This is a genomic window from Burkholderia sp. MSh2 (assembly GCF_000731655.1).
GTDB classification, from domain to species: domain Bacteria; phylum Pseudomonadota; class Gammaproteobacteria; order Burkholderiales; family Burkholderiaceae; genus Burkholderia; species Burkholderia paludis.
Map to the genome: position 1 here is coordinate 179,531 of NZ_JPGM01000006.1, position 13,872 is coordinate 193,402.

The 13,872-nt window shown below is 69.1% G+C and carries 11 protein-coding genes; 4 read left to right on the top strand and 7 right to left on the bottom strand.

What is annotated here, in order from left to right:
* Positions 1-350: 350 nt before the first annotated feature.
* The 3 genes from GQ57_RS05395 to GQ57_RS05405 all read left to right on the top strand — a co-directional run bounded on the left by GQ57_RS05395 (position 351) and on the right by GQ57_RS05405 (position 4,025).
* Positions 351-2,309 carry a sensor histidine kinase gene (locus GQ57_RS05395; RefSeq protein ID WP_235215023.1) on the top strand — a complete coding sequence of 653 codons (1,959 nt, stop codon included), beginning with the start codon at positions 351-353 and terminating at the stop codon, positions 2,307-2,309.
* A gap of 117 nt (positions 2,310-2,426) precedes the next feature.
* Positions 2,427-3,083 carry a VC0807 family protein gene (locus GQ57_RS05400; RefSeq protein WP_031397629.1) on the top strand — a complete coding sequence of 219 codons (657 nt, stop codon included), beginning with the start codon at positions 2,427-2,429 and terminating at the stop codon, positions 3,081-3,083.
* Positions 3,084-3,158: 75 nt separating this feature from the next.
* On the top strand, positions 3,159-4,025 hold the full coding sequence (locus GQ57_RS05405; protein WP_034197307.1) for a CPBP family intramembrane glutamic endopeptidase: 867 nt from the start codon (positions 3,159-3,161) through the stop codon (positions 4,023-4,025).
* A gap of 31 nt (positions 4,026-4,056) precedes the next feature.
* On the opposite strand, the gene GQ57_RS05410 is transcribed toward GQ57_RS05405, so the two are convergent.
* The 5 genes from GQ57_RS05410 to GQ57_RS05430 form a co-directional block, all read right to left on the bottom strand.
* Entirely contained in the window at positions 4,057-5,037 is a 981-nt protein-coding gene (locus tag GQ57_RS05410; RefSeq protein WP_031397631.1) for an aldo/keto reductase, read from the bottom strand.
* Positions 5,038-5,213: 176 nt separating this feature from the next.
* Complete coding sequence (locus GQ57_RS05415) at positions 5,214-5,885, bottom strand: MarC family protein (protein ID WP_031397632.1); 672 nt, start codon at positions 5,883-5,885, stop codon at positions 5,214-5,216.
* Positions 5,886-6,009: 124 nt separating this feature from the next.
* A complete protein-coding gene (locus tag GQ57_RS05420) occupies positions 6,010-6,810 on the bottom strand; it encodes an enoyl-CoA hydratase-related protein (RefSeq protein ID WP_031397633.1) in 801 nt (266 codons plus the stop codon).
* Positions 6,811-6,851: 41 nt separating this feature from the next.
* The gene (paaK, locus tag GQ57_RS05425; protein WP_034197308.1) at positions 6,852-8,174 is read right to left on the bottom strand and encodes a phenylacetate--CoA ligase PaaK; all 1,323 of its coding nucleotides are present in this window, start codon (positions 8,172-8,174) and stop codon (positions 6,852-6,854) included.
* A gap of 57 nt (positions 8,175-8,231) precedes the next feature.
* On the bottom strand, positions 8,232-9,788 hold the full coding sequence (locus GQ57_RS05430) for a 3-hydroxyacyl-CoA dehydrogenase (RefSeq protein ID WP_034197309.1): 1,557 nt from the start codon (positions 9,786-9,788) through the stop codon (positions 8,232-8,234).
* A gap of 550 nt (positions 9,789-10,338) precedes the next feature.
* Between GQ57_RS05430 and GQ57_RS05435 the strand changes: the two genes are divergently transcribed.
* On the top strand, positions 10,339-11,427 hold the full coding sequence (locus tag GQ57_RS05435; protein ID WP_031403133.1) for a calcium:proton antiporter: 1,089 nt from the start codon (positions 10,339-10,341) through the stop codon (positions 11,425-11,427).
* A gap of 94 nt (positions 11,428-11,521) precedes the next feature.
* Here GQ57_RS05435 and GQ57_RS05440 read toward each other — a convergent pair whose 3' ends face one another.
* Positions 11,522-12,649 (bottom strand): transporter substrate-binding and LysM peptidoglycan-binding domain-containing protein, encoded by a 1,128-nt coding sequence (locus GQ57_RS05440; RefSeq protein ID WP_034197310.1) that lies wholly within the window; start codon positions 12,647-12,649, stop codon positions 11,522-11,524.
* Between the two features lie 20 nt (positions 12,650-12,669).
* Entirely contained in the window at positions 12,670-13,440 is a 771-nt protein-coding gene (locus GQ57_RS05445) for a hypothetical protein (protein WP_031403131.1), read from the bottom strand.
* Between the last annotated feature and the right edge of the window lie 432 nt (positions 13,441-13,872).

Here is a 13,872-nt window from a genome sequence, read left to right on the forward strand (position 1 = left end):
GGCGACGCGCCTGCCCGCCACGCCCGTCCCGCGCAGCCTGCCCCGCCTCGTTGCCGTCGTCCGGTGCGGACCCGACGCCGCGCACCGGGTCGGATACGACCGCCCAACACCATTCGCAATCCGAATCATTTGTCGCCTTGCGCCGCCTGCCCGACCGGCGCTCAGGGTTTCTCCGGATCGGGCACGATCCGCCCGGTATCGACAGGCGCTTGACGCAAGGCGATCCTGTGCGAAGCGCGATCCGGCTTCCCGGTCGGGATCGCGCCCCCGTGAATGCGGCGCCGTCCCTCATGAAACCTTGCTGCGTCACGGCGCCGACAGGCCGAGAATACGGACCCGCCCGGGATAGCTTGCAAACATGGTGTGTCATGAATCGATCATTCTCGTTCAACCGGGAACACGCAGTTAACGTTCGATCGTTGACGATCCAGCAGAAGACGCATATCGGCTTCGCACTCGTCACGACGCTGCTGGCCTTGCTGTGCGGCACGATCATCTGGGGAAGTTTCCGGCAATACCGGCAGGAGAACGCCGACCTGCAGAGCTTCGAATTCGTCCGCGGCGCGATGGTCGCCGCCAACGTGATCTCGGCCGAGCGCGGCCCGACGAACGACCTGCTGGTGCGCCTGCAGGACGACGGTGCCGCCGAGGTGCGCGACCTGGTCGCCGCCCGCACCCGTTCCGACGAGGCGCTCGCCCGCTTTCGAACCTGCATCGCCCAGGCGGCCATGCTCGACGATCGCGAACGCGGCAACCTGCTGCAGGCACTCGACTCGACCCGGACGATGCTCGCCGATGCGCGTGCGGAAGTCGATGCGCTCGACGCGCGGCCGCTTTCCGCGCGCACCGTTCACGATATCCAGCACGCGCAGGCCCGCCTGTTCCGCATCGTCGATACGCTGTCGCTGCTGATCGACGGCGCGATGACCGACACGGCGATGCGCGATTCGCACACGTCGGGCGCGATCCTGCTGGCACGGCTGCTCGGCGATCTCCGCGAATACGCGGGCCGCACGGGCTCGCTGCTCATCGCGCCGATGTTCGCGCGGCAGGCGCTCGACCGGGCGCAATACGCGGACATCATGCGGCTGCGCGGCCGCATCGAGCAGTTGCGCACGCTGATCGACGGCGAGATCGGCCCGCAGCTCGACGATCCGGAGGTGGCGCGCGAATACGCGCAGCTCGACGCCGCCTTCGACGAACACATCCTGCCGCTCGTCGACGCGACCGTCGCCGGCGGCGGCCGGACCGGCGCCTACGCGATGGGCGCGGCCGACTTTTCGCGTACGATCGTGCCGCACTTCCGGCCGGCCGAACGGCTGCGCGACCGCGTGCTCGATCTCGCCCGGCGTCGCGCCGGCGGCGACCGGCACGCTGCCCGGATGAAGGTCGTGCTGTCGGCATGCGCCGCCGTGCTGTGCGTCGCGATCCTGGTGTCGCTGGCGCGCGGCACGCAGCGGCTGCTGTCGAAGCCGCTCGATGCACTCGGCCGGCGGATCGTCGCGCTCAGCGACGGCGATACGACGCAGGTCCCGATGCCGCGCGGCATCGGGCCCGAGATCGCCCGCATCCATGAAGCGCTCGAGACGCTGCGCAACGCGTATGTACGCCGCGACATGCTGGAGCGCCAGCGCAACGACATGCTGACGCTGTTCTCGCACGACATGCGCGCCCCGCTGACCTCGCTGATCATCCTGATCGACGCGCAGTCGCAACGCGCGGACGACGAGCAGACGAAGCGGCAGCTCGCGAGGATCGCCAAGCTCGCGCGGCACACGCTCGCCATGGCCGACGGCTTCGCGCAGCTCTCGCGGGCCGAGGCCAGCGAATACGAACGCGTGCCGGTCAACCTCGCCGACCTGATGAACGAGGCGCGCGACGCGGTGTGGCCGCTCGCGCACCGGAAAGCCATGTCGATCGACGACGTGCCGCGCCGCGACGACGCGATCGTGCAGGGCGACCCGGCGCTGCTGTCGCGCGCGCTGATCAACCTGCTGGACAACGCCATCAAGTACAGCGCGCCGTCGACGCGCGTCGAATGCAGGGTCGAGCCGGGCGGCGACGGCCGGACCGTGCGCTGCACGATCCGCGACAGCGGCCGCGGCATCAGCGGCGCGGACCAGACGCGGCTGTTCGAGCGCTACCGGCGCTTTCGCACCGCCGGACAGCCGGAAACCAGCGGCGTCGGCCTCGGCATGGCGTTCGTCAAGGCCGTGGTCGAACGGCACGAAGGCCACATCCACGTGCACAGCGTCGTGCAGCGGGGCACCACGGTCACGATCACGCTGCCGGCGGCGGAGCACGGGTGACGGCGAGGGCGCGGCCCCGCGCGATTCTTCGATATACTGGACCGAACCCTTTTCGGGGCAACCCGGGGCAACCACGCCCGTCGCGCGTTCGCCCCAACCTGCTTGGAATGGCGCACCGTGAAACCGCGAGCCGGCCTGATACTCGAACTCTTCGTCAACCTGGTTCTGCCCTGGGTCGCCTACCGGGCCGCGCATCCGTCCTTCGGCGAAACCGGCGCGCTGTACGCGTCGGCCGTTCCGCCGATCGTCTGGTCGATCGTCGAATTCATCCGCTCGCGCCGCGTCGACGCGGTGGCCGCCATCGTGCTGCTCGGCATCGCGCTGTCGATCGTCGGCATGGCGCTCGGCGGCAGCCCGCGCACGCTGCTGATGCGCGAATCCCTCGCGTCGGGCTCGATCGGCGTCGTGTTCCTGCTGTCGCTGTTCCGCGCACGTCCGATGATCTTCTATCTCGCCCGCGCCACCGTGGCGCGCGAGATGGACGGCGGCGCCGCCCATTTCGAGGCGGTCTGGGCCGCCCAGCCGGGCGTGCGGCAGATGCTGCGGCGCATGACCTTCGTCTGGGGCGCCTTCATGACGCTGGAAATGCTGCTGCGCTGCTGGATGGTCGTGACCTGGCCGGTCGAGCGCGTGCTGGTCGTGTCGCCGATCGTCGGCTACACCGTGTTCGGCGGCCTGCTGCTGTGGACCTTCTGGTACCGGCGGCGCATGCGCGTGCGCAACCGCGCCCACATCCCGGGCCGCGACGGCATGACCGAAACCGCCGGCCGCTGATCGCCGTCCCGGCAGCCGGCCGGACCGGCTACGGTATGATGCGCGGCGTATCGTCAGACGTATGCCGCTCCTGTCATGTCCCTTTCGCTCCTTCCCTGCGCCACGATCTGGATCGCCCTGTTCGGGGCCGCCGCGTTCGCGTGGCATCGCCCGCTGCACAGCCTGAGCATCGGCCTCGCCGCGCTCGGCTATGCGGGCGCGCTGGCGTTCGGCCAGCTCGCGCCGGTCGCGCTGGCGCCGCTCGCACTGCTGGCCGCGGCCGCCTGGGGCGCGCTGCCCGGGCGCCCGGGCGCGGTGCGCGTCGCCGCCCACGTCGTCTTCGTCGCGATCGCGATCGGCCTGAGCCTGCACCTGATCCCCGGCTTCCACAATCCGCGCGTGATCGGGCCGACCCGCTTCACGCCGGACGCCGTACCGTTCACGATGTACCTGAATTTCGACAAGCCGCTCGTCGGCCTGTGGCTGGCATGGGTGCTGCCGTGGGTCGCGCCGGACGTCCCGCCGGCGCGCGCGCTGCGCACGGGCGTGGCGGCGGCCGCGGCCACGGCCGCTGTATGCCTGGCCGGCGCGCTCGCGCTCGGGATGGCCGGCTGGGCGCCCAAGTGGCCGCCGTCCGGCTGGCTGTGGCTCGCGAACAACCTGCTGCTCGTGACGTTTGCCGAGGAAGCCCTGTTTCGCGGCTACGTGCAGGGCGGCCTGACGCGCGCGCTCCGCGCCTTCGCATGGGGGCCGTGGGCCGCGCTCGCGATCGGCGCGGTGCTGTTCGGCGCCGCGCATGCGGCCGGCGGCTGGCCATGGATCGTGCTCGGCACGGTGGCCGGCGCCGGCTACGGCCTCGCGTGGCGGCGCGGCGGGCTGCTCGCGGCCGCGCTCGCGCACGCGGGGCTGAACGTCGTCCACTTCGGCCTGTTCACCTACCCGATGCTCGCCGCCGCGCACTGAATCCGGCACGGCGGCGCCCCCGTGCGGCCGCTCAGTTGAAGCCGGCCACCGCGTGCGGCACGTACGGGCGTTCGAGCGCGGCGATCTCGTCGTCGGTCAGTTTCAGGTCGAGCGCGGCAAGCGCGTCGTCCAGCTGGTGCGGCTTCGAAATGCCGACGATCGGCGCGGTGACGCCGCGCTTCTGCGCGACCCAGGCCAGGGCGACCTGCGCACGCGGCACGTCGCGGGCCGCCGCGATCGCGGCGACCGCCTCGACGACCGCCTTGTCCGCTTCCGCCGTCGCGTCGTACAGCCGCTGGCCGACCGCGTCGCTCTGTTGCCGCTCGGTCGACTCGTCCCAGTTGCGCGTCAGGCGGCCACGCGCGAGCGGGCTCCACGGAATGACCGCGATCCCCTCGGCCTCGCACAGCGGCAGCATCTCCCGCTCCTCCTCGCGATAGAGCAGGTTCAGGTGGTTCTGCATGCTGGCGAAACGCGTCCAGCCGTTCAGCTTCGACGTGTACAACGCCTTCGCGAACTGCCACGCGTGCATCGACGACGCGCCGATGTAGCGCGCCTTGCCGGCCTTCACGACGTCGTGCAGCGCCTCGAGCGTTTCCTCGAGCGGCGTGCCGTAGTCCCAGCGGTGAATCTGGTAGAGATCGACGTAATCGGTACCGAGCCGCTTCAGGCTCTGGTCGATGTCGGTCATGATCGCCTTGCGCGACAGGCCGGCGCCGTTCGGCCCCGGCCGCATCCGGTAGAACACCTTGGTCGCGATCACGATCTCGTCGCGTTTCGCGAAATCGCGCAGCGCGCGGCCGACGATCTCCTCCGACGTGCCGTCCGAATACATGTTCGCGGTATCGAAGAAGTTGACGCCGGCCTCGACCGCCCGCTGGATGATCGGGCGGCTCTCCGCTTCCGGCAGCGTCCACGGATGCGAGCCGCGCGACGGCTCGCCGAACGTCATGCAACCCAGCACCAGATTCGACACCTCGAGCCCGGTCGACCCGAATTTCACATATTCCATTGCACGCCTCGCCATTGAAGTTGAGCTGACGGCAGGATGCGCACCGCGCCTCCGCCGGACCGTCGCATGTTATCCCGGGCGGCGGAATTGCGTGCGGCGCGGGCCTGCGCGAAAGGGGCGAAGGGGGCGATCGTCGGTGCGGGGTTGCGTACGGCGGGAGACGCGCCGCCGGCCGCTTACTTGGCCTGGTCGGCGATCGGTTGCAGAAACGCGGAAAAGCCGGTCAGCATGATCTGCACGCCGATGCACAGCAGCAGGAACGCCGACACGCGCTTCGCGACCTTCGTGCCTTCGCTGCCCAGGTAGCGCGACAGCAGCGCGGCGCGGCTGTAGGTCAGCCAGATCACGACCGCGACCAGCGCGGAAACGGCGACCGACACGATGCTCGACAGCATGAATTCCGACAGCTTGTGCGTGCGGTTCGCGTTCAGCGCGATCGCGGTGGCGATCGAGCCGGGGCCGACCGTCAGCGGCACGGTCAGCGGGAAGAACGCGCGCGTCATGATCGCGTTCGCGTCGATCGGCTTGACCGGCGTATCGCCGCCGCCCGGCCCGTCGGGCTCGTTCAGCATCTGCCACCCGGCCACGGCCACCGCGAACCCGCCGCCGATCCGCAGCGCTTCCATCGAGATCCCGAAGAAATGCAGCACCGGCGTGCCGGCGAAGAACGCGACCAGCAGCACGATGAACGCGTTGAACGCGACCTTCTTCGCGAGCAGGTTCCGCTCGTGCTCGGTCAGCGCCTCGGTACGTTCGAGAAACAGGAATGCGATGCCGATCGGATTGATGATGCCGATCAGGCCGGTGAAGCCGAACAGGATCTCGGAAATAAGGCGGTTGACGATCATCGGAGGGCGAATCGGTCGGAGCTGGGCCGGCGGCACGCCGGAGGTCACGCATTGTAGAGCAAGCGCCCGCCCGCGCCGCAAAATGCGCCCCGCCCGGTTCACCGGCGAGCGCCGCCGGCGGCCCTCATTCCGCGCCCGCCTCCCATGCCGGCGGCCGCTTCGCGAAGAACGCGGCGAAGCCTTCCTTCGCTTCCGGCGTCGCGCGCACGCGGGAGATGGTCTGCGCGGTGAATGCCGCGCGCTCGTCCGACGGCGGATACTCGCCGATCGCGTCGAAGAAGCGCTTGATTTCCGTCAGCGCATTCGGGCCGTTGCGGCCGAGTTCGGCGAGCGTCCTGTCGAGCGCCTCGTCCAGCGCGTCGAGCGGCACGGCCTGGTGGATCAGGCCGATCGCGACGGCCTCGGCGGCAGCGAGCTGCGTCGCGGTCAGCGCAAGGCGGCGCGCCTGGCGCTGGCCGACCGCCTCGACCAGGTACGGGCCGATCACGGCCGGCAGGATCCCGAAGCGCGCCTCGCTGACCGAGAAGCGCGCGTGATCGCTCGCGATCACGATATCGCACGCCGCGCACAGGCCGACGCCGCCGCCGAACGCGTGGCCCTGCACGCGCGCCACCGTCGGCTTCGGGCATTGCCGGATCGCGCGCATCATCGCGGCGAACCGCTCGGCGTCGCGCAGGTTCGCGGCCGCGTCGTTCGCGCTCGCACGCTGCATCCACTGCAGGTCGGCGCCCGCGCAGAACGCGCGGCCGTCCGAGCGCAGCACGATCGCGCGCACGTCCTCGCGCCGGCCGAGCGCCGTGAACGCGTCGGTCAGCTCGGCGATCATCGTCTCGTCGAACGCGTTGAGCACGTCGCCGCGCTGCAACGCGACGGTCGCGATGCCGCGCGCATCGACCGCGACGGCCAGGGTCTTCAATCCATCCATCGAACAGGTTCCTCGGGTAATACAAACGGCAAACGGGAGAATCAGGCGACCTGGCGGCGGTCGATCACGCGGCGGGCCTTGCCGGTCGCGGTCGCGGGAATGCCGCCGGCCGCGAGCACCGTCACGCCGGACGACACGCCGACCATCGTCTTGATCCGGTGCTGCAGCTCGCGCGCGAGCGCCGCACGGTCGCTTTCGGTGACGGTCGCGGCCACCTCGGAGCGCAGTTCGACCGCGAGGTCGAGCCGGTCCATGTGGCCGTCGCGCGTCAGCGTGATCTGGAACTGGCCCGACAACTGCGGCAACGCGACGACGATTTCCTCGATCTGGCTCGGGAACACGTTCACGCCGCGCACGATCAGCATGTCGTCGGAGCGGCCCGTGATCTTCGCGAGGCGCCGCATCGCGCGCGCGGTCGGCGGCAGCAGCGCGGTGAGGTCGCGCGTGCGGTAGCGGATCACCGGCATCGCCTCCTTCGTCAGCGACGTGAACACGAGCTCGCCCTGGCTGCCGTCGGGCAGCACCTCACCCGTGACCGGATCGATGATCTCCGGATAGAAATGGTCCTCCCAGATCACCGGGCCGTCCTTCGTCTCGACGCATTCGCACGCGACGCCCGGGCCCATCACTTCCGACAGCCCGTAGATGTCGAGCGCGTCGATGCCCACGCGCGTCTCCACTTCCTCGCGCAGCGCCTGCGTCCACGGCTCCGCGCCGAAGATGCCGATCTTCAGCGACGACGCGGCCGGGTCCATCCCCTGCCGCACCATCTCGTCGATCAGGTTCAGCATGTACGACGGCGTGACGAGGATGATCTTCGGCTCGAAATCGCGGATCAGCTGCACTTGCTTCTCGGTCTGCCCGCCCGACATCGGCACGACCATGCAGCCGAGGCGTTCCGCGCCGTAGTGGATCCCGAGGCCGCCGGTGAAGAGCCCGTAGCCGAACGCGTTGTGCAGCGTGTCGCCCGGACGGCCGCCGGCCGCGCGGATCGAGCGCGCGGTGACGTTCGCCCACGTGTCGATGTCGCGCGCGGTGTAGCCGACCACCGTCGGCTTGCCGGTCGTGCCGCTCGACGCGTGCACGCGCACCACCTGCTCGCGCGGCACCGCGAACAGGCCGAACGGGTAGTTGTCGCGCAGGTCGTGCTTCGTCGAGAACGGGAATTTCGCGAGGTCGGCGAGCGACTTCAGGTCGTCCGGATGCACGCCGGCCGCATCGAACGTGCGGCGATAGTGCGCAACGTTGTCGTACGCGTGGCGCAGCGACCACTTGAGGCGCTCGAGCTGCAGCGCCTGCAGTTCGTCGCGGCTGGCGGTCTCGATCGGCTCGAGGGCGGCGGCGGGATGGGTCGGGTGGGTCATCGGGGGCTCCTCCAATGGAGTGATGTCGTTATCGTGATCGAGGCAACGAAGCGGGCGTTACGAACGGAACGTACGGCCGGCCGCGTGCAGCGCGGCGATGCGCGGCGACACGCGATAGCGGTCCTCGCCGTAGCTCGCCGCCAGGTTCGACAGCACGCGATGCACGCGGCCGATGCCGATCGCATCGGCCCACGCGAGCGGGCCGCACGGGTAGTTCACGCCCTTCTCCATCGCGAGATCGAGATCGGCGGGCGAGCACACGCCCTGGTTTACCGTGTCGGCCGCCTCGTTCGCGAGCATCGCGACGGTGCGCATCGCGACCATGCCCGGCACGTCCGCGATGCCGACGACCCGGAAGCCGGCCTGCTGGAACAGGCCGACCGCATCCGTATAGGCCGCGTCGCTGCACTGGAGCGCACGCGTCAGCGCGACGAGCCCGGCCTGCGCATAGTCGCGCGCCAGGTCGACGAGCACGAGATCGGCCACGCCCGTCTGCGCGGCTCGCGCGGTCGCGGTGCGGCCGTCGGTCAGCGCGATCGACGCACGGCCGGCCGTTGCAAGCAGGTCGTCGGCATGCGCGCCGGCTTGCCGTGCGCCCGCGATACGTTCGGCGCAGCGCGCCCGCAGCGCCGCGGCCGGGCCGTCCTGCGCGTGCAGCACGACGTCGGCCGGCGCGTCGCGCGGCGCCTCGAGATCGGGCGCGGGCGGCGTCGCACCGTCCGCGTAGGAATAGAAGCCGCGCCCCGACTTGCGCCCGAGGAAGCCCGCGTTCACGAGTTCCTGCTGGATCAGCGAAGGCGTGTAGCGCGGATCGTTGAAGTACGCGCGAAAGACCGACTCGGTCACCGCGAAGTTCACGTCGTGGCCGATCAGGTCCATCAGCTCGAACGGCCCCATCCGGAAGCCGCCGGCCTCGCGCATCACCGCGTCGATCGACGCCGGCGAGCCGCCCTGCTCGTTCAGCACCCGCAGCGCCTCGGCGTAGTACGGCCGCGCGACGCGGTTCACGATGAAGCCCGGCGTCGATTTCGCCAGCACCGGTTGCTTGCCCCACGCGGCGGCGGTCGCATACAGCACCTGCGCGACCTCGTCTGCGGTCGCGAGCCCGCTGACCACCTCGACGAGCGCCATCAGCGGCGCCGGATTGAAGAAATGCAGGCCGGCGACGCGTTGCGGCGCCCGCAGCCCGGCCGCGATCGACGTGATCGAGATCGATGACGTGTTGGTGGTGAGCAGGCACGCGTCGTCGACATGGCGCTCGAGGGTCGCAAAGATCTCGCGTTTCACGTCGAGCCGCTCGGCCGCCGCCTCGACGATCAGCGCGGCGCCCGTGAAGTCGGCCAGCGTGCGCACCGCGCGGATCCGGCTGCCGGCCGCGTCCGCCTGCGCCGGATCGAGCCGGCCCTTCTCCGCGAGTCGCGCGAACTGCGCGCGGATGCCGGCCAGCGCCTTGTCGCACGCGGCTTCGTTCAGGTCGTACAGCAGCACCGGATGGCCGGCCGCCGCCGCGACCTGCGCGATGCCCGCGCCCATCGCGCCGGCGCCGATCACGCCGACGACGGCCGACGGCGCCAGCGCGCCCGAGTTCACCGAATGTGCAGAAGAAACAGCCATCGCTTGCGATCCGTCAAGAAGTGGAGGTGCGGGCTATTATAAACCGACCGGTCGGTAGATTTATGTCAGGGTGAGCCCGAATGTGTCGTGCAGGAAACCGTTACGGGAACGGCAAAGACAAAAAATTGAAAAATCGGGGCACTTTTTGTAAACCGAAAGGTCAACGTAAGCGTCCGAATGTGAGATAGTAGCCCCCGAACGCCTGATAAAATTCGACAAACCGCCGGATTTCAGGGGGAAACCGCGTGTCACGCCGCCACCGCCGTCCATTGCCGGCCGCCCTTTCGGGGTCGGAACCGAGCCTCCGGCCCGTGCATCGTCATACGTGCTCACCGCTTCGTCCGCGGCCAGCCGCATCTAACCGTTTCATCCAGCGACGGGCTTCGGCCCGCCCGCGCCCCTCGCCGCCGCATGGCGGCGAACCCGGGGCCGCGCCGTCGTGCGCGGCCACCTTTCGGTTTCATCGTCCTCGTTCGGCGGATAGTACGGCCGGGCTTCGTCAACCCGTGACGGCGCGTCGCGCGCCGCCGCTCGCATAAGGAAACCCTCCATGCCGCTCTCGTCCAACCAGCTCCCGCGCTGGACCCTGCTGGCCCCGCTTGCCGCGTGGCTGGTACTCGCGCTGTCGCGCGCCGTGCCGGCCGAAGGCCTCGTCATCGCGCTGTTCGCCGCCGCGCTCGCCGGCGCGGTGTTCGCCGCGGTCCACCATGCCGAAGTCGTCGCCCATCGGGTCGGCGAACCGTTCGGCACACTCGTGCTCGCCGTCGCCGTGACCGTCATCGAGGTCGCGCTGATCGTGTCGGTGATGCTCGGCGCGGGCCCCGAGAAATCGGGCCTCGCGCGCGACACCGTGTTCGCCGCCGTGATGATCATCTGCAACGGCATCGTCGGCATCTGCCTGCTGGTCGGCGCGTGGAAGCACGGCGAACAGGACTTCCAGGGGCGCGGCGCAAGCAAGGCGCTCGCGGTGTTGGCGTCGCTGTCGGTGCTGTCGCTCGTGATGCCGAACTACCTGAACGCCGCGCCGGGCCCGTTCTTTTCGAAGTCGCAGCTCGCCTTCGCCGGCGTGTCGTCGCTCGTGCTGTACGGCGCGTTCGTGTTCGTGCAGACCGTGCGTCACCGCGACTACTTCCTCACCGCGCACGACAGCGGGAACGAGTCGGTGCACGCGGCGCCGCCGAGCAGCCGCACCGCGCTGATCAGCCTGCTGCTCCTGTTCGTGAGCCTCGTCGCCGTCGTGCTGCTCGCGAAGCTGCTGTCGCCGGCCGTCGAGCACGCGGTGATGCAGCTCGGCGCGCCCGAAGCCGCGGTCGGCATCGTGATCGCCGCGCTCGTGCTGCTGCCGGAAGGGCTCGCGGCCGTCACCGCCGCGCGCGCGAACCGCCTGCAGACCAGCATGAACCTCGCGCTCGGTTCGGCGCTCGCGAGCATCGGGCTCACGATCCCGACCGTCGCGGCCGTGTTCATCTGGGTCGGCCAGCCGCTCACGCTGGGGATCGGCCCGATGGAAACCGTGCTGCTGTCGCTGACGCTGCTGGTCAGCACGCTGACGCTCAGCCAGGGGCGCACGACGGTGCTGCACGGCGTCGTGCACCTGTCGCTGTTCGCCGCCTACCTGTTCCTGTCGATCACCCACTGACGCCCACAGGCGCGCGGCCCGGCGGATCTTCTCCGCCGGGCCGCGCGCTGTCGTTCAGGTCCTTTCACGCCCCTGCATTCGCGTCACGCCGCCGCTACCGCACCGGGATCACGAGATGCTGGCCGGCGAGGATCAGGTTCGGATTGGCGAGGTTGTTGCGGCGCTGGATCTCGCGATAACGCTGGCCGCTGCCGAGCTTGCTCGCCGCGATCATGTTCAGCGTATCGCCCGACTTCACCACGTACACGAGTTCGCCCGACGCGGCTGCGGTCGTCACGGCCTGGTCGCTGACGAAGTACTTGCGCAGCAGGTCGAGATACTGCGGCGACTGCTTGAGCTTCGCGATCGCGGCGTTCAGGTAGATCAGCAGATCCTGGTCGTCGGCGCGCACGCCGATCTTGTATGCGATGTTCGAGCCGTCGAGCTTGGTCACCGCGAATTTCAGGTCGGTGTCCTTGATCGAGCTGACCGCGAACGGATAGTCGTAGATGAACGCATCGACCGTACGGCCGTCGACGCTCTTCGCGATGAACGCCGGATCGGAATCGTCGACCTCGACGAACTTCACGTTCGGATACTGGCGCGTGACGAACGCACGCACGTCCGGGTCGCCCTTCAGGATGCCGACCGTCTTGCCCGCGAGATCGTCGGTCGAGCGGATCGCCGAACCTTGCCGCACGATCAGCGAATAGCCGAAATCGTCGACGTACGGCACCGAATAGACGACGCCGGCCGGCGTGTTGTCCGGGAACGTCAAGCCGTCCATCGCGACGTCGACCACGTGGTTGCCCTTGGCGTCCGTGTCGAGCAGCTGCTTCGGTACGCCCGGGTACGTGTCGACCTCGTGACGCGTATCGACCACGACCGGCTTGCCGCCGTGCGAGAACGACGGATCCGCGAACAGCAGCCGCGCGAACTCGACGTTGAAGCCGTGCGGCGTGCCCTTGTCCTCGCCGAAGAACGGTTCGCTCGGGTTCTGCACCGAGATCCGCACGATGCCGTTTTCCGCGATCGATTTCAGCGTGCTGGCCTGCGGCGTGAAGCCGGCCGGCAGCACGCCGGCCGACGTGGACGTGGAGGTCGGCGCGGACTGGCCGGTGTCGACGTTTTGCGCGGACGTCGAGTCATGCACGGGAAGCAGCGTCGACAGGCCGCCCTGATGCACGACCCATACGCCGACGAGCACTACCAGAAACGCGATTGCGCCAAGAAGTTTTTTCATGGTTGCGGGCCTGCAGGAAGTTATTGTTGTTTCGACGGCAGTTGCGCGGGGTTCGCCGCATCGAGCCCGGGCGCGTGGGGCGCGTTCATCACCGCCTGCTGCTGCGCCTGCTTGACCTCGGGGTTATCCATCAGCGACGTCTCCATTTCCGAGAACGCCTTGTTGACCGAGCGCATCACCGAATCGACGGCCACGTCGGTCTTGATCTGCTCGAACGTATCGGCCGTCTGCCGGCCCGCGAGCTTGTTCATCTGCTGGGCCGCCTGCGACATGTCCCACATCGCCTTCGCGCGGTCGATCGCCGACGCGAAATTCTTCAGTTCGGCCTGCACCTGCTTGTAGCGGCCTTCCCGAAACGAGAGGAGCTGCTTCATCGTGTCGAGCTGCGCGCGAAAACGCGGCGCGTCGTCCGGATACTGCTTCTCGAACAGTTCCGTCTTGCTCTCGAAGTTCTTCACCTCGGTACGGAACGCCGTGATGCTGTCCGCGAATTTCTGCGCGGCCTGGCGCTTTTCCGCGAGCTGGTTGATCAGCGTCTCGATCGGGTTCGACTGCGCCTCCTCGACGATCATCCTGACCTTCTGGTTCGCGAACTTCATCGCGACGACCGGCGCGAAATAGATCGCGCCGAGGCCGATCACGCCCGCCGTGACCAGCGCGATCACCCCTTTCAGGATGAACAGCGCGGCCGGTGCCGCGATCGCGACGCCGGCGATGATGATCGCCCACTTGATCAGCCTTGCCTTGCCACTCCCCGAACTGCCGTTCTCTTCATTCGAAAGCTGCGACATGAGTTTCTCTCCTTGAACCTCGAATCGAACTGCGTGCGTTAGCGTCTTCACGCTCAATGGAAATGCTTCGGACTCCGGCGCCGCCGGACGATCGGGCAAGCCGGCGGCGCGATACCAGGACGGGCGCCGGCGGGCGTCACGACACGCCGGTGTAGGCGCCGTTCAGGATGCGGAGATCGGGCGCGGCGGATCGCGACGCGATGCGGCGGGCCGCGTCCGCGCCGCCGGCCGGTGCGACTGGCGCGCGAGCGGGAACCTGTACCGGGTTGCGGTACGAAACGGGATGACGGATGCGTGACGCGACAGGCGTCGGGAGAATCGTTGCTGCGGCGGGCCGACAGACGCGGCGCCGGTATTCCGGTACGAGTGCGTAAAGGCTCATCGTTGTTTTTTTGCGTATCGCGGATGCGGAAACCGCGCGGCCGGCGCGTC

Bases quoted from the DNA above. Each gene is read 5' to 3' on its own strand.
- GQ57_RS05405 (WP_034197307.1), top strand. From the start codon at position 3,159: ATGTCCCTTTCGCTCCTTCCCTGCGCCACGATCTGGATCGCCCTGTTC.
- GQ57_RS05410 (WP_031397631.1), bottom strand. From the start codon at position 5,037: ATGGAATATGTGAAATTCGGGTCGACCGGGCTCGAGGTGTCGAATCTG.
- GQ57_RS05415 (WP_031397632.1), bottom strand. From the start codon at position 5,885: ATGATCGTCAACCGCCTTATTTCCGAGATCCTGTTCGGCTTCACCGGC.
- GQ57_RS05420 (WP_031397633.1), bottom strand. From the start codon at position 6,810: ATGGATGGATTGAAGACCCTGGCCGTCGCGGTCGATGCGCGCGGCATC.
- paaK (WP_034197308.1), bottom strand. From the start codon at position 8,174: ATGACCCACCCGACCCATCCCGCCGCCGCCCTCGAGCCGATCGAGACC.
- GQ57_RS05430 (WP_034197309.1), bottom strand. From the start codon at position 9,788: ATGGCTGTTTCTTCTGCACATTCGGTGAACTCGGGCGCGCTGGCGCCG.
- GQ57_RS05435 (WP_031403133.1), top strand. From the start codon at position 10,339: ATGCCGCTCTCGTCCAACCAGCTCCCGCGCTGGACCCTGCTGGCCCCG.
- GQ57_RS05440 (WP_034197310.1), bottom strand. From the start codon at position 12,649: ATGAAAAAACTTCTTGGCGCAATCGCGTTTCTGGTAGTGCTCGTCGGC.
- GQ57_RS05445 (WP_031403131.1), bottom strand. From the start codon at position 13,440: ATGTCGCAGCTTTCGAATGAAGAGAACGGCAGTTCGGGGAGTGGCAAG.